This window comes from Nostoc sp. DSM 114167 (assembly GCF_052692655.1).
The window spans coordinates 371215-391019 of the sequence record NZ_CP195116.1; the positions used below are offsets into that span (position 1 = coordinate 371215).

Consider the following 19805-nt stretch of genomic DNA (forward strand, 5'->3'; position numbering starts at 1 on the left):
AAGTGTATTTAATTTTATTTATGAATTAGATGATTTCTCCTGCTTGGCTTTTTTGATTAATTCCATGTAGACATTAATCTCGCTAATTTCCAAATCATGCTCAACTCTGGTTACTTTCCATCTCTCCTTTTTTAAGTAAACTTCCTCTCCTACTCTGGGAGTAAATTGGAGATCGTAGAACTTTTTAAGAAAATCTTTTTGATTTTCTTCCCATAATATTACTTTGACTACTTCTTTGCTCATTGCTTATGCCTTTTTGGTTACTAGATGAAGCTAAGTATTTTGAGGACATATACACGGCAAGTTTATCTTACTAATTCAATTGAATAGCGTAGTTAAAACCACAATTTTATATTGATATTTTATGTGGCTTGATTGCGTCAAATAAAGTTACAGAACAATAGCATAACTCTAGCCAGTATTACTATTGGGTTTATTTAAATACTGTTTCTCCGTGTATTGGAGTCTAATAAAACATAAGTATAATGCGTCAAACTAATAGTTGTTGCAGTTGATTAATACTGATTTATACAGTCATTTAGCAACGCCAAAATTTTTATACTCCCTAATATACTTAAAAGGGAAAGGGATTACGGTACTTTGTCCTGTACGAACAAAATCAACATCCATAGTGGGGAGAATTTGTCTAAATATCAGTTTTGAGTCATCCACCGCCACTATTTTACGGAGATGACAGGCATCCTTGAAATAAAATTTTACCTTTTCTCTTCGTTCTCCAACAAAGTAATAGGCCTCTTTTTCGGTTTCACCAAAATATTTTATGTTGAGAGAAGCGTCAAATAAATCTTCTTTGCTCTGGTTATCCTGGGGTAACTTTAATCGAATTTGATATTTATCTAGAAGGTAATCTCTAAAACGAGTAGCCTCACTTGTACTACCAACATCAATCTCCTTATCTTCTGTCTTCCTTTTTGTTCCCAAATACTGTGCGATTAAAGACTTAAAATCTACTTTTGATATAGTTTGGCTACCGATTTTTCTAAGTTCCGATGAGAATGATTTCAATTTTTCAACATCAAGGTCAGATGCAGATGGTTCTTGTAAAAATTCTTCAACTATATCAGCTAGCTCTTCTCCATTTTGCTTATTTTCGGGAAGTTTAGTTTCGACTTCCTTTAAAATATTTTCAATTTTAGATAATTCAGGAATACTAATTTCATCGGTTATAAATATCTGATTTATATCACCAGTATCAGAAATAACAAGACCTTCCAGTGTCTCGATTTTATCTCCTGAGCTACCATCTGTCATGAACTTTCTATATTGCTCAAACTTTTGCCAGTTAAATATATCTTGACCATCTATTTCGTAAAATTGAAAATTACCATTTGGTTTAATTTCCATAAAAATTACTTGATCTGTATCGTCATCCCAAGCAGCAAAAGTCCAAATTCCTTTTAGTTGAAGTTTAGCCCAATCAAACAAGTTTAATGTTCGAGAACTAATATCACGTTTTATCAACTGTTCCTTTACAATTGTTTTAACAATAGGTTTAGAGACATTTGTAGTGGATTCAACTGTTAGATGTTGTCTCTGAATTTTATCTGTTGAAGGGAGATATTCGTCCTTATGCCCTGTTTTTTCATAAAATTCAGCATCATGTATAATTCTAAAATTTAGTGCGTTTTCTTTATCTCGTTTACCAACAGTGATTAATTTTTCATCAGTGATATAAGGAAGAATATATTCCTTCAGTGTAATTATTAAGTCAGCAGCATTTTCATCATTAACTCTATCAACTATATGTATTGCCTGACCATCAAGTTTTGAGTGAAGTTGGTTTGGATTTTTAAGTATGGTGTTTTTGAGTTCAATGCTGTCGTCAATTTCAAGAGTGGAAAAATCAAAGCTCATGTACTCAGACAGATATTCTTGAATACTATTAAAAACTTGAAATAAAATACCTGCTCGGCTTTTCTCAAATTTTTCTATACTTCCAAATTCAAGAAAATTAGTATGAAGCTTTTTACCTTGTTTAGCGCATTGTATGTAAGACTTTGTAGGATCTGTCTCTTTACCGTCAGATGGAAGCGACCTTCTCAAGGTTCCTGTACCACTATGGAACACATATTCAGGTCTTTTAAGAATTTTTTTTAATTCTGCCGTACCTTTATATTCTTTTAATATAGAAACCTTTTTTCGATAAGAGACTACACTAACTTTCAATAAAAATTCGTTTGTTTGACTCTCATCACGATCAATAGTGATTTCAGCAACGCCAATCGCATCATAAAGTTTATCTTTTAATGGAGGGACTTTAAGTAATGCTCCCGTAAGATTGGAGAAATGTAGATGTTTAAATCTAGAGCGTGATGAGCCTAGAGAGTTAATTAATAAGCGGGCAAGTGTTACTTCACATATACATTCATCATTTCCAGTATAAACAGCCTGGGGTTTTACCTCAATTGCAGATACAGTAGCAAATTTAGGATCGGTTCTAAGTTTTTGAAGTAATGCGTAAGTATCATTTGATTTTTTATCAAACATAGCATAGGCATATTGAGCATAACCAACCGACATGGCCTTATAATCTTCGCCTATCATACGATCCAGTTCTTCTGCTCCCCACCATTTGCCCTTTTTGTCTCGTTTGAAACGGATAAAAACAAAATCTCTTTCAATAGCATCAATATGAAAATTTACCTTCAGTCTATTTGTAAGAATGCTCATTTCAAAAACTCATTCACAATAAATTTAAGTGCAAAATCATCAATCTTATCATTTTTACAGAGATAGGGAATCTCTATAATTTTTCCGTCAAATGATGGAATTGGAATAAAAGGAGTGTTAGAAGAACCAAGAATATTGATAACAAAAACTTTTTCTGCTTCAACAATTTTCATTTTTTCACAGATTTTTTCGATTATTTCATTAGCTTTGACTGCAACCCGATCATTCCATAGCTTGAAGTCTATATAGACATTTTGCTCGGTTTTAAAGTCAAAGAGTTCAAATTCATCTACATTCAGTTCTAGTAAGGGAATATTTAAGAGGTTTTGAAAAATATGTTTTCCACATACTTCACCTAATGCACCTTTATAAATATTGTTGAACATCGGAGGGGTGAGCATTAGTTTAGATTTAGGAAATGTTGTTGCCCAGCCAGAATCAGTGAACAATTTATAAAAACTATCGATTTTCATCAACTCTAAAAGACGCGCAGTTCGTTCGCTTACTTCTTTAATTTCTCTTTTTCCGTAGTCATCAGTAAAGAAAACTTCGATATCATCATAGTCATTTTCATGTGAGAAATAATATGAATTGTCTGGGTTGAGCAAATGCAGGTATATATTACTCCAATTAATATTGCATTCTGACTCTTTTGCAATACCTGGTTGATAGAGGACTTGTTCTCTTAATTCTTGCCACTTTTTAACACTCTGATTTGTCCACGGCGTATTCAGTTGGCGACGTATATAAGTAGCAGTTTGATTACTTTTATGAGATGCACGGTTCTGTGCTGCTATTAAATCTTCAGATTGGTTAGTCGATTTACCTGCCAATTCAAGGAGGGCAGTATATTCACGAATAGGAATTACATCTTCTGGGAGAGAAAATCCAATTAAATGTTTTCGGATTGAAGCGTCAGCAAGAATATGAATTTTAGGAGCTTTCATATTGGTACGACATATTCGACCTAATGCCTGAATAATGATTTTATTTAAGTAGCGTGAATAAGCGTTTGTATTGTATGGGTTGCTAAAGTCTTCAGCTTTTCGTCTAGGCTTATATCTTTCTATATATCTGTGAAAGGCTTCATCCAACTTGCTTTTAAACTGGTTTAGCGAAAAATCTCCATTCTCTCGAATAAATTCCAATTGAAAAATATATTTTATAAACTCATCTTCATTTATATTATTTCCAAATATATTAACAATAATATTTGTAGGGTTATCTAAATATATTCCGTTAATATCCATATTTGAATGTTTGGGAAAGCTATTAATATGTATTGGCTCTATCCCAAAAGGAATTGGAAATTGTAAATTTTGTCCAACGCCAATGGTTTGGTATGCAGAAATAATAAATCGGCGTTTATTATCTTTTAGCTCATCGATCAGTTTTTCCTTGTTTGCATCAAAGTTATTTCCACTAAGTACAAATAATGTATCAGCTACAGAACTATCAATATTATTTTGATAGCTTTCTAATAAAAGTTCCGCATATTTATGCAATATATGCAGGTCGAATTTTGGATCGGAAGCTTTGGTAATTTATTGAAAAGACAAAGGAACGCATGACAATCAGGATGAGCTAAAAAATATTGCCATGCAGTTAAAGCTCTGACATAACGGCAAAATGCAAACTTAATACTTTCCTCCTTCTCATCAGTAATGGTATGAAGAAGAGTATTCCATAAATCCTGGGCTGCTTCTCGATCATTCAAAAGCTCTTCAAGCTGTTTGATTGCTTGCTCTTGTGAATCTGCCCCAATAAATTGAGTTTTTATAGAGACTTTATCATAGCCTTGAGTTGCTTCGTTATATAAGTTTTTCAGTTTAACAAGCGCATCATCTTTAATACGTATAAATGAATCTCCTAAACGAGATTTCAAGTACTCTAGATCGTAATTGCCAATATTTGTATAAAGTCCGGCAGTAGCTGAAATACCGACTACAAAAGCCTTTGAGCAAACTCCAGCTAAAAAAGATTCGGGTGTACGGCTGAAGTTAAACATATATATTTTTGATAATGTATCATGCTCATCACTATCGACGATATCGTAGTAACGAAAGCCTGTATCATAAAAATTATGACTTTGTATTGATCCTTGATAGGGTTGCAAGCCATAAGGTAAATCATCTTCAAGAATTCTATTGGTTAAAAACTCGACTTCTTTAAGGTGGAAATTATTAAGAACTGTCTGAATAGCTAATTTCAGTGGAAAAGTTTCCTTACCGCCTTTATCTTCTTCTTTTAAACGGCGATAGTTATTTGCTAAATATTTAACTCCTGTCTGAAAATAGGATAAATATCCTGTAATACTACTCAGCAATTCCTGTATATCAATACCTGATTTTTGATGTTTAATATCAAAGGCTTTAATCCAATTTGTACGATTATCTATATCTCCAATAATCTCTACACGTTGATTACGAGCCAGAACATTATGAAATTTATAATCATAAAACAGAAAGTTTCTTTCCTTCGTTGGAAATTCCTCATGAGATTTACAGATGTGCTGTAATTCATATTTATTAAATATATAGTTAGCTTTTTCTCGCAATGATTCAATCTGCTCTCGTAGAGATAACCAATTTTTGCCTAAAGATTTTTTCTTTCGCCATTTTGATTCTTGCACAAGTACTTCAGGACATTCGGTTTGCATCAGATGATTATGAATGTTCAAAAATAAATCAATAAGATCCACCCGATGCCGTAATCCAGACTGAATAATATTTTTGAGTACAGCGTCTTTGGTAGTATCGAACTCATCAATAAAAATAACTGACTCATTAATCAACCGCTCGTAAAAGTAATATGATGGTTCCACAAGTGTTGAATTTTGAGCGACGAACTTATCTATACTAAGAAATAAGATAGTTTTCTCATCTGTAAATACGGCAGGATAAAGTTCTCCAATCCATTGGTAGTCTTGATTATTCTTTATAGCCAAAAACCGAGCTTTTTTTGTTTGAAAATTCTTGGTCAATGTTTTCTGAATAATATCTCGGAATGCAGGCTCAACATTTTTACGAATATCTATTTTAATCTTTTCTTTAAAGCTGCTAGGCACTTGTTCATTTTTTAGTAACTCTATATCTTTTTTTAGTTCTAAATATATTTCGTTTTTAAATTGCTCAGGAATTTGGTTATCAATTTCAAGTAACCTATTGATAACAGTATCTACATTAGAATTAATAAAAAGAAAATATTTCTCAAAATCTTCCTCATCTCCATTTTCGATAAAAAGTTTCTTGAGTTCGTCGGTAGGTAAGTTCTTCTTGAGGTTGGTAATAAACAGAATCTTTCTCTCTTGCTTGACAAACTCCTTGTAATTAGAATGTATAAACTTTAGAACGTTGTAGGTTTTACCAGAACCAGTTAGCATACTCAGGAGAAGTAGACCAGGATTATCTTGTTTACAGTATTGGTTTAATATATCTTCCATATCCCTGATAACCTTAAGAAATTTTAAAATAGTGAGATGTGAATGCTACATCTAGATAGCAATCGCCAACGAGAACATCAGTATTAACGGTAAAAGGCAGGGATAAGCAAGCAACTATCTGAGTTAGCCTCTATTAATACCCAACCGCATTTAATCTAGTTATGGTTGCACAACAAGCTCTGAATTAACAAAAAGTTTTATGTACCTTATGCTGCGGTGTCTCCCGCCAAACCCAAAAACTGATGTGCCAAAATTATCGGTTTTTTGGAATATCGAACAGTTTATTCTTAATTAAAGAAAGACTATATTTTATAAACCATACGAAAAAGTAGCTATGGCAAGCGGTGAAGTATTTGATACCAAAACAAAATCCCTATCTGTGCCAAGAGTAAACCTGCTAACTATGTTCCGGCTGGGTTTATTTCAAATGGGGTTGAGTATGATGTCTATTTTGACTCTGGGCGTACTCAACAGAGTCATGATTCAAGAAATAGCAATTCCGGCGACGCTGGTTTCAGTAGTTCTAGCACTACCTTTATTTGTTGCTCCTTCCCGTGTGTGGTTTGGCCAGATTTCCGATGCCAAGCCGTTATGGGGAAACCACCGCACAGCTTATGTTTGGGTGGGCGCGGCAATATTTGCGATCGCAGCATTTTTAGCTGTACAAGTAATGTGGCAGATGAATCTTGCTGGAAATAGTGCAGGTGCTTGGGTATGGACAACCCAAACAATCGGCTGGACAGCACTTTTGGCTTTAGTTTTCGCTGTATACGGTCTAGGAATTTGTGCTAGCGGTACTGCCTTTGCTGCTTTGTTGGTGGATATATCTGAAGAAGATAACCGTTCTAAAGTAGTCGGTGTGGTTTGGTCGATGCTAATGGTGGGGATTATTGTTGGCGCAATTATTAGTGCTAGTTTGCTCAAGCAGTTAACGCCAGAAGCAACTGTAGAAACCTTGCAGCCAGTAATCAACCGATTGTTTACTATTGTCCCAGCAATTGTATTTGGTTTAGCGATCGCCGCCACATTCGGCGTAGAAAAAAAATACTCTCAATACTCAACCCGTTCCACACTGGTGAACCGAGAAGATAGCATCACTCTAAACAACGCTTGGAAAATCTTGACAGCTAGCCCACAAACAGGTATATTCTTCACCTTTTTATTGGTGATGACTATCAGTTTGTTTATGCAAGACCCGATTTTGGAACCTTATGCGGGTCAAGTGTTTAAAATGCCCCTAGCGGAAAGTACCAAATTAAATATTTTTTATGGAACAGGTCTATTGATTGCTTACGGCGTTACGGGCTTTTATATTATCCCGCGTTTGGGTAAACGCAGAACTGCACGTTTTGGCTGTATGTTGGTAGCATTCTGTGCAATATTGCTAGGTATCTCAGGATTCACAGCTAATGCAGCAGTTCTTAAACTAAGTTTGGTCTTGTTCGGTTTAGCCACAGGTTTCTTAACTACAGCCGCAATTAGCTTGATGTTGGATCTGACAGCAGCAGAAGCCGCAGGTACGTTTATTGGGGCATGGGGATTAGCGCAGTCCATCTCTAGAGGAATCGCCGTGGTCATTGGAGGTACAGTTTTGGATATTGGACGCAAGCTGTTACCTAGCGCAGAGTTAGCTTATGGATTGGTATTCGTTCTAGAAGCCGTGGGAATGGTGCTATCGATTTGGTTTCTGAATCGGGTGAACATCACAGAATTTCAAACAAGTACAAAGCAAGCGATCGCTTCAGTTTTAGAAAGCGATTTAGACTAAACTGTATGAGGCATGGGGCATGGGGCATTGGGCATGGGACAAATGACCAATATTTCGGCTTCTCTACGAGACGCTATGCGTTAGCGGAGCTTTCCATGAGAGCGATACGCTCAGTACAAGTGACAAATGACCAATGACAAATGACAAATGACTAATAAGCAATGAATGATTTTTGGACAACAATTCTTGATTTTGCCCAAACTACCACTACCAGAGTGGGTAAGCAGCTAATGCAAGATTTTGGGCAAGTACAGGCTGACCAAAAAGCTGATGGTAGTCTGGTGACACAAGCCGATAAATGGGCAGATCGGGAAATTCGGGATGCGATCGCTTCTAGTTTCTTTGGCTACGGCATTTTGAGCGAAGAGAGCGAACGCTCATTTCCCGATACTGAGTGGTGCTGGGTAATTGACCCTCTAGACGGTACAACCAACTTTACACGCGGTATTCCCATCTGGACAATATCTTTGGGTTTACTGTATCGAGGTACACCCATTTTTGGTTATATTTACGCACCAACCTTGAATCAAGCTTTTCATGGTTTCTGGGCAGGTTCATCTGGTTTAGCAACACCAACAGGAGCATTTCTCAACCACCATCCCATCCACATTAGTATAGATAGTCCTAGCAACAATCACTTTTTTAACCTTTGTTCCCGCAGCACCGCAGTTATCAAAAACGGCTTTCCCTGCAAAATTCGGATGTTGGGTGTAGCTAGCTATAACTTTTTGACAGTTGCTACTGGGGCTACTCTCGGTGGGATTGAGGCGACACCAAAAGTTTGGGACTTAGCGGGAGCTTGGGTAATTGTCCAAGCTGCTGGTGGAGTTTGGGCTTCGCTGAAGTCAGAGCCGTTTCCATTGTTACCGGGAGAAGATTATAGCGATCGCTCTTTTCCCACCCTTGTGGTTAGTCGTCCCGAATTAATTCCGGTATTTCAACCTTTTCTCGAAGCCGTAAAAATTTAATTTGCATTAATTTGCAGCTCGTTAAACTGGAAACAGCGATCTTGTTAACCAGCCTAGTGGAAAATAGCATAACCGATATTAAACTTAACAAAACCCTAGTTAAACAAAGAATTGAGTATAAATAAAGCTAGTAATAATCCCGATTTCAGCGCCAGACCAGTGTAGTTATTAATTCAAGTAGTGTTGTGGCTGTCATCACACTGGTTAATTTAGTATAAAAATTTTATGTTGTCTAATCTAGATTTAATTCGAGAGTTTGTAGAAAACTCTATTCAGAAAAAAGACGTTTTGTTGTCAAATCCTGTTTTGACAGCGCAAACAGTGTTTAAAATCAACCAACTGACAGCAAAATCTGAAGGCGTAATTGCCACTGCTCAACTATCTAACACCCGATCTGAATTCTCGATTTCTCCAAAATCAACCCAGTGGGAATTAATAAATCAGGCATTAGCAGAATATAGTTATATCCTGAAAGGAGAAGTAGATAGTCGGGGTTTCTATCAGTATCAATACTGCGAAGTTCCCAAAGGCTATCAGATGAATTGTACTAAATGTGTAATTCTATGGCGAGCCTGGTGGAAATATTGCAAGCATAGTTCAAGACTAGGGATTCCGTTAGAACTTCTGATTAGAACACGAGATTCATGGTACCCAATTAGAGATTTAATTATCAGTGACGGACTTCTTTATATCAAAACCCTGGGAAGTGAAATTGCACTTGGCTCAGACGATTTAGTTACTTGGTTAAGCAAAGTTGATGTAACCAAAATTAAAGAAATACCTTCTACAGAGACATAGGTGTGGGTATGGGGTTACGGATGTATGCCCCTATATTGGCAAACATTTTTCAAAGTGATATTGACAATATAATTAGGCAAAGGATGTGAAGAGAAATGAAAGGACTTTGGCTCGAAAATAAGCAGTTGCAATTACGCACAGATATTCCGGTTCCTGAGCCGCCACAGGGAGAAGCCTTAGTACGCGTCTTGCGTGCAGGTATCTGTAACACCGATCTGGAACTACTTAGAGGCTACTATCCCTACACTGGGATTTTAGGGCATGAATTTGTCGGCATTGTCGAACAAGGGCCAGAGCACTTAGTTAACCAACGCGTAGTTGGAGAAATCAATGCTGTATGTGGGCATTGTCGGTTTTGTCGTAGCGGACAACCAACTCATTGCGAAAATCGTACTGTTTTGGGTATTGTCAATCGCAACGGTGCCTTTAGTGAATATCTTTGTTTGCCGGTGGAAAACCTGCATTTAGTACCCGATAATGTGCCGACAGAAGTAGCAACATTTACTGAACCTGTAGCAGCAGCTTTGGAAATTCAGCAGCAAGTGCCATTGCATCCAAACCATCGGGTGCTAGTAGTTGGAGATGGCAAACTAGGGCAATTAGTAGCTCAGACACTAGCTCTAACAGGCTGTGAACTCGTAGCTGTGGGGCGTCATCGAGAAAAACTGGCTAACTTAGAAGCACGGGGAATAAAAACGAGTCTAGCTGATAATGTTACAGATAGATATTTCGATATCTCAGTAGAATGCACAGGCAATCCAGAAGGATTTGCGATCGCCCGCCGCGCCCTTCGTCCCCGTGGTACGCTTGTACTCAAAAGTACTTATGCTGGCAACCTCAGCCTAGATGTTTCTTCCTTAGTAGTGGATGAAATCACCCTCATCGGCTCCCGTTGTGGCCCCTTTACTCCGGCTCTCCAGCTACTAGCCACAGGAAAAGTTGACGTACAACCCCTGATTCACGCCACCTATCCTCTTATTGAAGGGCTTGCAGCTTTTGAACGCGCTCAGAGTCGGGGTGTTTTAAAGATATTGTTAGAAATTGGGCAATAGTTAGGAGTTAGAAGTTAGGGGTTAGGAGTTAGGAGTTATTCTCTCTCATCGCCTTAATAGAGATAAGGATTTGTTTTCGGTTGATAGTCCAAACAATTGATTGCTTCTTCTGTATTGGCAATAGATGGGCGTACAGTACATTTAAGACGGTAATTGTCGGTAAAGAATTGGCAACCAGTACAGGGGATTTGATGCATTTGCTTGGCTGTAGCCACGCTATCTCGCGCCGCCGTCCACAGACTCAAAACAACGAGAACAGTTACAGTCCAAGCAACGACAAAACAAATCGGGACTAACAAAGGTTGAATCCCATGAATGAGAAAAGATATCAGTTCTAACACAGCATTTCCTGATATAAATTAGCAGCTAGAAGTATATTAACTCCTAACTCCTAATTCATAACTCTACTGAGAAGTATATTAAATACCAGCATGACCCAGCGCTAAACCTGTTACCAGCATTCCCAAAACAAGAAACGGTTGGGCGCTGGCTTGGTACTTAACATCGTTCTTCACAGGGTCGCGTAGAAAATACATATCCTGCAAGGTGATTTGCGGAATGATTAAGAGTACTAGTATTGCTGCATACAAATTTTCGTGGATGCTAACGAGATAAGCTGCAATCAATCCTTGAAATATATCAATTGTCGCTACACAAATCCATGCCGCAGTGGTGATGCCAAACATTACGGGTAGTGAATTTAATCCTAGCTGGCGATCGCCTTCTACACTCTTGAAGTCATTGACAATGGCAATACCCAATCCAGCCAAGCTGTAGAACATTGTCAAGATCACAATTGTGGAATTGAGTTCGCCAAATAAAGCGTGTCCTGTAGACCAAGGTAGAGTAATGTAGCTTGCACCCAAGGCGTAGCTACCTAACCAGCCGTTTTGCTTGAGTTTCAGGGGAGGCGCAGAATAAATATAAGCGATGAAAGAACCGATAATCGCGATCGCTGTAATTGTCGGGAATTCATGACCAGACCACACATCGAGCGCAAATGCCAAACCATAGCCAGCAATCAGTAATACCCAAATCTGAATAATTACCTGGGGTAAGGGAATTGCTCCAGAGGGAATCGGGCGATAAGGTTCATTGATGGCATCGATTTCGCGATCGTAGTAATCATTAAGGATTTGGGTGTAACCTGTCATCAATGGCCCAGCCAATAACATACAGGCTGCTACCTTTAACACATTTTCCAGCGTCCAAGTATAGTTACCAGAAGAAGCCGCACCACAGACTACACCCCAAATTAGGGGAATCCAGGTGATCGGCTTCATGAGCTGTAAACGAATTTTCCAAATCGAAGTTTCTCCAGACGCTGCACCTTTCATCCCCAACATCTGCCTAGTTTTCGCACTGCGATCGGCAGATGCGATCGCTTGCTCATTGAAATTATTTGCCACTGAGTCTATTACTTCAGATGGGTTAGGGTCTGGGGGAATGGGAGTTGATTCTGACATAAGGTTTATTAATGAGTTAGAAGTTAGAAGTTATGAATTGCTAGTTAGGAGTTAGAAGTTATAAATTATTATTCTTATTTCTAACTCCTCATTCTTAACTCCTAACTTTGTTCCTAACTTAAAACGAAATTATCAAATAATGATTCTGAAACTTTGCTCCAGCAACCGGTCTGCCACTCAGGGCTGGGGGTAAGGGAATATTGCGTCGTTGATCTCCTGCTTCTACAGTCACTTCTGGCCCATATTGGGTGAGCTTGACTTGCTTTTTGTCAAATCCTGGCAAGAATAAGCGTACTTGACGATTGTGGATGTCTATTTCAATAGGTTTGGGAGCCTGTAAAGCTTGTGCTTCAAAGTTGGGTAGAGCCTCTATCAGTGGTTGCCAGTCACCCGTGGGCGAGTCGGGAACAACGCTCACAGGTAAGGGTATAAATTCCTCTGACAGATTGACGTTTGTCTTAGGAGACACAAGCAGAACACCACCGACAGTTAAACCAATTTGTTGAGCGCTACCCCATAAATAACGAGCATTTGCTACGTCAATTTGATCTCCTGTGGTGACTAAGAAAGCAGCGAGACGCTTAGGATCGGCGAGAGCGGCTCTCCCCTTTTCTAAGAAATTATTGACTTGGTTAGTGGGTCCTGCAAAGTTATCTGCTGTCCAGTTAATATTGAAAAAACTGCTAATCAGCGGTTGAATCAAGGGCGATTCAGTAATCGTCTTCCCCAAATCGGAGTTGACAAATAATTGCCGAAATCGCCGGACATACCAACTCAGAGATTCTGGTAAACCCAACGTTCGCAGCGTTAAAGAGTCGCCTGTGCCATCGTAGACGATCGCATCATATTTGCCACTGGCATCATATTCGCGAATAGCGTTCAGCGCTAAGGCGTTGTCCATCCCCGGCAAGACTACCAGTTCTTGACCAAAAACGTCTTTGAAGATGGGCGTGCGGAGATATTGCGCCTCCAGTTTCTTCACTTCGTCCCAGTTGCGCTCAAGCAGTACAGATGCTTGAAACTGTACCGCCTGTAACTTGGGAGAAATTTCTTGAGGTTCGGCAGTAATGGGAGTACCCAACAGGATTGACAATGTTGGTTCTGCTTGTCCTGCTAGAAGTACGCGCTTGCCTTGACTTGCCAATAATTTGGCGGCGGCGATCGCAATTTTGGTACGAGCGGTGCCGCCTTTGCCCAAAAATGTCAATATTAGAGCCATTAGTTGATTCCTATTTTCACCGCCGATCTTTTCAACTCCAACTTAGCACTCAACATAGACTCTCAACCTGTGCTTTCAACTTCACAGCCAAAGAAAAACCCAAAGCTGAGTTTTTTACTACTACACAGGTTTGATTTCATCTTCAAAAAACCAAGTGGAAGTATTGTCTTCAAACTGAACCACTACACCGATTCCACGACCATCAGTAACTTTGTAGCCTTGGATGATACCCACTTGTCCGAGTTTTTTTACAACTGGGGGAGAAACGCGATCGCGTAAACGAAAGACTTTAACCTTTTGTCCGATTTCCATGCCTGATTACAATTCAGATAAACCAAGTCTCAGTTTAGCGGAATCCGTGACTCTGCTCTCACAAATTCAGGGGAGATGAGGGAGTGAGGGAGAGAATCGTAACTCCTAACTTCTGACCTAAGAATTTAAAATTAACAACAGATGCGATCGCAAGGATTAGTGGTAGTGGAACATTTGCGATCGTTAGAGGTTCATCCAGATAACTTGAGTTCAGCAATCAAGGTAGTAGTTATGTATCAAACAGATCCACCCCGTCCGCCACAAGAAACAATGCCTACGATGTATGATTTACCCAGTGAATTAGTGGGGGAATCAGGTTTGCCAGATGAATTTCACCGGATTCAGGCAGATTTGCTCAGTGAAACTTGTCAGCCTCTTGCTTATCCATCTGAGGAAATTTTACTTGTCAGCGACTTAAATCTTTACTACGATCCTCGCCATCCTTTGTGGTACAAGCGTCCTGATTGGTACATGGTTTTAGGATTACCTAGTGCTAGCCAACAGCAAGACCTGCGTTTAAGTTACGTTATTTGGCAAGAAGGAATCGATCCATTTTTAGTAGTTGAATTACTTTCACCTGGTACAGAACAAGAAGACTTAGGAAAAACACTGCGCGAAGTAAACCGACCCCCAACGAAGTGGGAAGTATATGAACAGATTTTACGGGTTCCCTACTACGTTATCTACGATCGCTATGAAAATAATTTACGTGCCTTTAAGCTCAATGGCACTCGTTACGAAGCAATATCTTTACCAGAGAACCGCTTATGGTTAGAAGAGTTAGAGCTAGGATTAGGTCTTTGGCAAGGTAGTTATCAGCAGACAACAGGTTTGTGGCTGCGTTGGTATAATTCTGCGGGTTGGATGCCGACTCGAAAAGAACAAGCTGAACAGGAACGCCAACGGGCTGAAAAGGAACGCCAACGGGCTGAACAGGAACGCCAACGGGCTGAACAGGAACATCAACGGGCTGAACAGGAACGCCAACGGGCTGAACAGGAACATCAACGGGCTGAACAGGAACATCAACGGGCTGAGCGATTAGCAGAGTATTTGCGATCGCAAGGAATCGATCCAGATACCTTGAGTTAAGCAAAAACTCGCATCTTTAACAAAGAATGAGCCTGACAAACAGACGTTATATTTGTGGTAAAAATACAATTGACAATATTTTATTTATTGTATAATCGCCAAGATAATTTGGATACAATTTTCTTGTGATGATATATTTTAAAAGCACTGAAGAGATTTCCAACAAATAAATTATCCAATATGAGGTGGGCATCCTGCCCACGGCTAGCTAAAGGTGGGTGAGACACCCATCTCACAAGAAGTTGTTGGATATTTTTTATGTGTCCCTGTAAAAGGAACTTTCATAAATATAATAGGCTTCAGTGAGAGTAATTAGGTGAGCGGATAGTGAATAGTAAGCGAGGAAGCAGAAATTGTTGCCGACAATGCGGGGAGTTGTACGTAAGGTAGGGAGATGGAGGCGCATCTTACCCATAGATGAACAGTTATGGGTAAAGTTCGACTTACTAAGAACTCTAGTACGCCGGGATTTAGAGGCGCGTTACAAAGGTTCTGTTTTGGGTAACTTGTGGCCTTTACTAAATCAGTTATCACAATTACTGATTTATACTTATGTGTTCTCTACCGTACTGAAGGTGAAGCTGACTACACTCAAAGGTTTACCAGCAAATGATTTCACCTTTGGTTTATGGTTATTTGCAGGGTTACTTCCTTGGATTGCTTTTACTGGTGGTTTAATGCAGTCCGCAAATTCGGTACTAGGACAACCGAATTTGGTCAAGAAGGTGGTATTTCCTTTAGCTTTATTACCCCTAGTGCCAATTTTGTCAACATTCATTGAGAGTTCCTTTGGTTTAATGGCATTGATTTTTTTTGTGGCGATCAATGCTCATACTTTACATACTAGCTTGGCGCTATTACCCTTGATCTGGTTAACACAGCTATTGCTAACAGCAGGGTTTGGCTATTTAACAGCCGGACTAACTGTATTTTTGCGAGATATCCCGCAGACTTTAGGAGTAATTTTAAATATTTGGTTTTATATAACACCGCTTGTCTATCCAGTATCAGCAATTCCAGAGGAATGGCGGAGTTTGATATTCTGGTTAAATCCAATGGCAGCGATCGCAGAAGTTTATCGCGACATTGTTTTAATTGGAGAGGTGAAGCATTGGGGTGAATGGGGAGTTGCTGGTGCGATCGCAACAATTATATTTTGTTGTGGTTTTACAGTGTACAAGCATTTGCGTCCAGCCTTTGCAGATGTTTTATAGGCAGCTTTCATTATTAAAGCGCTTTTAAAACACGCAAATGCTAATGTTACCTATATAGTGAATAGATAGCAACCTGATTCAATAAAAAGCCAAAATTTTAATTACGTAAATATTTTTTAATTGATAAAGTTGTAGCGTGTAAAATTCTTTAGTAGTTTAAGTATGCGGTATTATGGGTGAGGAGATTGCAATTTCCCTGAAGAATATCTCAAAGAGCTATAAGCGCTATGCTCGTCCGGTAGATAGACTCAAAGAAATTTTACTACCTGGTAAGAGCCACGCTCAAGAGTTTTGGGCATTAAATAATATTAACTTGGAAATTAATAAAGGAGAGACACTAGGAATTATTGGTCAAAATGGTTCTGGTAAAAGTACATTGCTACAAATTATTGCTGGAACCTTGACACCAACCATAGGAGAGGTATCCGTTCACGGCAGAGTTTCAGCTTTACTAGAACTAGGTAGCGGATTTAATCCTGAATTTACAGGCAGACAAAATGTATTTTTTAATGGACAGATTTTAGGATTAAACCGAGCAGAAATAGAAGCAAAGTTTGACAAAATTGCTTCCTTTGCTGAAATTGGCGATTTCATGGAACAACCAGTCAAAACATACTCTAGCGGTATGTTTGTTCGTTTAGCATTTTCAGTAGCAATTAACGTTAACCCAGAAATTTTAATTGTAGATGAATCTTTAGCAGTAGGTGATGGTATTTTTGTCCATCGTTGTATGGCAAAAATTATAGATTTTCAAGATTCCGGAGGAACAATCTTATTTGTCTCCCATGATGTAGGATCTGTATCACGTCTTTGCTCTAAAGCTATCTGGATTAATCAAGGAATTATTGTAGATACTGGACAACCTGCTGAAGTATGTAAACACTATCAAGCATGGGTGCATGAAGAAGTCAATAAAAGAACTAGCATAAATTTGGATTCAAATAAGAATGAGAATATTCGTGCTAATGAAGAAGAAATTGATTTGACTAAAATCACTATAAAAGAATCAAATCCTTTTACTAAAAAGCCATATATGGCTTTTTATGGATTTGAACGATTTGGTACAGGACGTGCAGAAATTGAGCATATTTCTGTGTTAGATAGTCAGGGTAAACCTATTGAGTTGGTTTATCCAGGAGATGTATTAAAAATTAGAATCACTACATTCAGACACGATAAAGTTAGAAAGCCAAATGTTGGTATAGCGCTACTGGATAGATTGAGAACTGTTTTATCAGGATGGAGTACAGAACTCTTAGATAAAAATTTTGCTAACTACTGGCTATCTAAATCAGAAATAGGAAGAGCAACAGTTGATTTTGAGTTTATTTGGCCTCACTTAGCTGGTGGTAATTATGCCTTAGATATAGCATTTGGAGATGGAACACACGAAAATTTAGAAATGCTGGACTGGATTCAGAATGCCATAGTTATACAAGCAGCAGTAAATGATTTGGTAGAAGGAGTCTTTCAAGTATCTGGCAGAAAGATCGGACTCTATGAGGAATCGCTATGTACACAATAGTTAAAAATTATTTTAAATCTAAGCTCGAAAGCTGGATTAAATTATATTTTGATATTTACCTCAAGCAATCTCTAACCCAAGGCTATTTTGATCGGCGCATCAAAGATGTAAGCTTAAAAGAATACTTGGTTTTTGGCGAACCTCAAAGACTAAAATTGTCAAATACATGCGTAGTAAATAATGCATTATTTAACTTATCTTCGGGAAATATAGTAATCGGAGAATATGTTTTTTTTGGGCACAATGTTAGTGTAATAACTGGAACTCACGACTATAAAAAGTTTGGACTAGAGAGGATGAACAATTTTCCAACAGAAGGAAATGATATTGTAGTTGAAGAAGGGGCTTGGATCGCAAGTAATGTCACTATAATTGGCCCCTGCAAAATTGGCAAGAATTCTGTAGTAGCGGCAGGTGCTGTTGTTAAATGCGATGTTCCTAGTTATCATATTGTAGCAGGGATTCCAGCAAAAATAGTCAAACAGATAATCCCGTAAAAGGGAAATTTATATATTACTTAAAAATATAAAAAATGATTGAATCTAACGATCCAGAAATCAAGATTGATGAATTAATACAAAAAATTGTTGAGCAGGTGAGAAAAAGCCAAGTTAACTCTCACTTAGCGGGTTTACAATCTAATCTAGACATATCGAAACTGAAATTAAGTATTAGTCATATTGAAAATTTTCTCAACAATGCAGAATCTCGCTCACTTGCCCGTACAAAGTGGCCAGATAAACTTAATCTTTTTCCTTTCAATTTAAATGGTAAGTTGCAAAAAATTATTCTAAAAATCATGAACTTTATCTTTAAAGATCAACGAGAAATCAATTTTAGTATAATTAATTCTCTAAAAGAGTCTGTAGCACTTAATCACCAGCTAGTGGAACACATTGCGACTTTAAAAACGCAAGTGGATAACAACATTCAAGGGCTAGATGAGCGCCTGATTGCTATGGATGATCGCTTTCCAGGATTGGATGAGCGCCTGGTTGCTATGAATAACAGCATCCAAGGGCTAGATGAGCGCCTGATTGCTATGGATAATCGTTTTCCAGGATTGGATGAGCGCCTGATTGCTATGGATAATCGTTTTCCAGGATTGGATGAGCGCTTAGTTACTCTAGATAACAGCATCCAACAACTAAATAGGCGCTTGATTGCTGTAGAGAATCGCTTTCAAGGGGTGGACGAGCGCTTAGTTACTCTGGATAACAGTATCCAAAGAATAGATGACAGCATAAATGCTATTCATACTTTAATTACCAACTGGCTAACTGGCATTCAAGAACGTTTGGATACCCTGAATCGTCTAGTACAAGAAATAGATGAGCATAAAAATATTGTAGATGCTCGTATTGAAAGAATGGGCAATCAATTAATTACAACAGATAATCGTATAAATACAGCAAATGCTCGTATTCAAGAAATCAATGAGCATTATATCAGAAACGATAGTTACCTCAAAAATGATTTAATGCAGCTAAAGCGTTTAATAACAGTGTTTTTGGAAGATGCAAAAAAACGTTTGCCAGAACCTTTTAGCCAAAAGGAATTAGAAACCTTTGTAAATGAAGATATGCACTTTTTAGATGCTTTTTATGCTGCATTTGAAGAGCAGTTTCGAGGTAGTCGGGAAGAAATATTAGACAGATTAAAAGTTTATTTGCCATTGATTGAGCAAGCAAAGATAGGCACACCTGAATCTCCAATTTTAGATGTAGGTTGTGGACGTGGTGAATGGCTGGAGTTACTACAAAAGTCTGGATATACAGCCAAAGGTCTGGATATCAACAAAGTAATGGTAGAACAATCCCGCTCAAGGGGATTTGAGGTGATAGAAGCAGATTTAATGGTTTATGTGCAATCTTTACCAGATACTAGCTTAGGAATGATAACTGGCTTTCATATTATTGAGCATCTAACTTTTCCAATATTAATGAAGTTTTTCAATGAAGTAGTCAGGATACTTAAGCCTGGAGGATTAGCGATTTTTGAAACACCAAATCCTCAAAATGTATTAGTTGGTAGCTGTAATTTTTATTTTGATCCAACTCATCATAATCCCTTGCCAAGCTCTATGATTAAATTTATTCTTGAAACCCAAGGTCTACACCAAGTAAAAGTCATGGATCTTCACCCTTATCCAGAAAGTTATAAAGTCAGTGGTTCTGAGGTAGCTGAACGATTTAATGACTACTTCTATGGAGCACAAGATTATGCAGTTGTAGGATACAAATTATAGGCTCAAAAGT

The 19805-nt window shown here is 38.2% G+C and carries 17 protein-coding genes; 9 read left to right on the forward strand and 8 right to left on the reverse strand.

The genetic code is table 11. The features are described 5' to 3' along the window. Positions 1-18: 18 nt before the first annotated feature. The 4 genes from NSTC731_RS01580 to NSTC731_RS01595 all read right to left on the reverse strand — a co-directional run bounded on the left by NSTC731_RS01580 (position 19) and on the right by NSTC731_RS01595 (position 6133). Positions 19-243, reverse strand: a complete 225-nt coding sequence (locus tag NSTC731_RS01580) for a hypothetical protein (protein WP_289798718.1) — start codon at positions 241-243, stop codon at positions 19-21. 291 nt (positions 244-534) lie between these two features. Then, on the reverse strand, positions 535-2691 hold the full coding sequence (locus NSTC731_RS01585; protein ID WP_445629323.1) for a hypothetical protein: 2157 nt from the start codon (positions 2689-2691) through the stop codon (positions 535-537). Further along, positions 2688-4196: a hypothetical protein gene (locus NSTC731_RS01590; RefSeq protein WP_445629324.1), complete on the reverse strand. Its 1509-nt coding sequence runs from the start codon at positions 4194-4196 to the stop codon at positions 2688-2690. The genes NSTC731_RS01585 and NSTC731_RS01590 overlap by 4 nt, the downstream gene beginning before the upstream one ends. Further along, complete coding sequence (locus NSTC731_RS01595; protein WP_445629325.1) at positions 4169-6133, reverse strand: hypothetical protein; 1965 nt, start codon at positions 6131-6133, stop codon at positions 4169-4171. The genes NSTC731_RS01590 and NSTC731_RS01595 overlap by 28 nt, the downstream gene beginning before the upstream one ends. Before the next feature lie 334 nt (positions 6134-6467). Between NSTC731_RS01595 and NSTC731_RS01600 the strand changes: the two genes are divergently transcribed. The 4 genes from NSTC731_RS01600 (at position 6468) to NSTC731_RS01615 (ending at position 10719) form a co-directional block, all read left to right on the forward strand. Then, on the forward strand, positions 6468-7901 hold the full coding sequence (locus tag NSTC731_RS01600) for a BCD family MFS transporter (protein ID WP_445629326.1): 1434 nt from the start codon (positions 6468-6470) through the stop codon (positions 7899-7901). 161 nt (positions 7902-8062) lie between these two features. Next, positions 8063-8869 (forward strand): inositol monophosphatase family protein, encoded by an 807-nt coding sequence (locus NSTC731_RS01605; protein WP_445629327.1) that lies wholly within the window; start codon positions 8063-8065, stop codon positions 8867-8869. 225 nt (positions 8870-9094) lie between these two features. After that, positions 9095-9667 carry a hypothetical protein gene (locus NSTC731_RS01610; RefSeq protein ID WP_445629328.1) on the forward strand — a complete coding sequence of 191 codons (573 nt, stop codon included), beginning with the start codon at positions 9095-9097 and terminating at the stop codon, positions 9665-9667. Between the two features lie 95 nt (positions 9668-9762). Continuing rightward, on the forward strand, positions 9763-10719 hold the full coding sequence (locus NSTC731_RS01615; RefSeq protein WP_445629329.1) for an MDR/zinc-dependent alcohol dehydrogenase-like family protein: 957 nt from the start codon (positions 9763-9765) through the stop codon (positions 10717-10719). A gap of 53 nt (positions 10720-10772) precedes the next feature. Here the strand turns inward: NSTC731_RS01615 and NSTC731_RS01620 are convergent, their stop codons facing one another. From NSTC731_RS01620 to petP, 4 genes are all read right to left on the reverse strand, one after another. After that, the gene (locus tag NSTC731_RS01620) at positions 10773-11060 is read right to left on the reverse strand and encodes a hypothetical protein (RefSeq protein WP_445629330.1); all 288 of its coding nucleotides are present in this window, start codon (positions 11058-11060) and stop codon (positions 10773-10775) included. Between the two features lie 78 nt (positions 11061-11138). Continuing rightward, positions 11139-12185 carry a chlorophyll synthase ChlG gene (gene chlG / locus NSTC731_RS01625; RefSeq protein WP_445629331.1) on the reverse strand — a complete coding sequence of 349 codons (1047 nt, stop codon included), beginning with the start codon at positions 12183-12185 and terminating at the stop codon, positions 11139-11141. 118 nt (positions 12186-12303) lie between these two features. Further along, the gene (locus NSTC731_RS01630; protein WP_445629332.1) at positions 12304-13404 is read right to left on the reverse strand and encodes a Get3/ArsA fold putative tail anchor-mediating ATPase NosAFP; all 1101 of its coding nucleotides are present in this window, start codon (positions 13402-13404) and stop codon (positions 12304-12306) included. A gap of 120 nt (positions 13405-13524) precedes the next feature. After that, positions 13525-13716 carry a cytochrome b6f subunit PetP gene (gene petP / locus NSTC731_RS01635; RefSeq protein ID WP_445629333.1) on the reverse strand — a complete coding sequence of 64 codons (192 nt, stop codon included), beginning with the start codon at positions 13714-13716 and terminating at the stop codon, positions 13525-13527. A 231-nt stretch (positions 13717-13947) separates the two neighbouring features. Here petP and NSTC731_RS01640 point away from each other — a divergent pair, with 231 nt between their 5' ends. The 5 genes from NSTC731_RS01640 (at position 13948) to NSTC731_RS01660 (ending at position 19795) form a co-directional block, all read left to right on the forward strand. Next, entirely contained in the window at positions 13948-14808 is an 861-nt protein-coding gene (locus NSTC731_RS01640; protein ID WP_445632254.1) for a Uma2 family endonuclease, read from the forward strand. A gap of 365 nt (positions 14809-15173) precedes the next feature. After that, positions 15174-16022 carry an ABC transporter permease gene (locus NSTC731_RS01645; protein ID WP_445632255.1) on the forward strand — a complete coding sequence of 283 codons (849 nt, stop codon included), beginning with the start codon at positions 15174-15176 and terminating at the stop codon, positions 16020-16022. Positions 16023-16194: 172 nt separating this feature from the next. Continuing rightward, positions 16195-17547, forward strand: a complete 1353-nt coding sequence (locus NSTC731_RS01650; RefSeq protein WP_445629334.1) for an ABC transporter ATP-binding protein — start codon at positions 16195-16197, stop codon at positions 17545-17547. After that, positions 17535-18044 (forward strand): acyltransferase, encoded by a 510-nt coding sequence (locus tag NSTC731_RS01655; protein WP_445629335.1) that lies wholly within the window; start codon positions 17535-17537, stop codon positions 18042-18044. Before NSTC731_RS01650 ends, NSTC731_RS01655 begins: the two co-directional genes overlap by 13 nt. Before the next feature lie 35 nt (positions 18045-18079). Continuing rightward, entirely contained in the window at positions 18080-19795 is a 1716-nt protein-coding gene (locus NSTC731_RS01660) for a methyltransferase domain-containing protein (RefSeq protein ID WP_445629336.1), read from the forward strand. Positions 19796-19805: the final 10 nt, after the last annotated feature.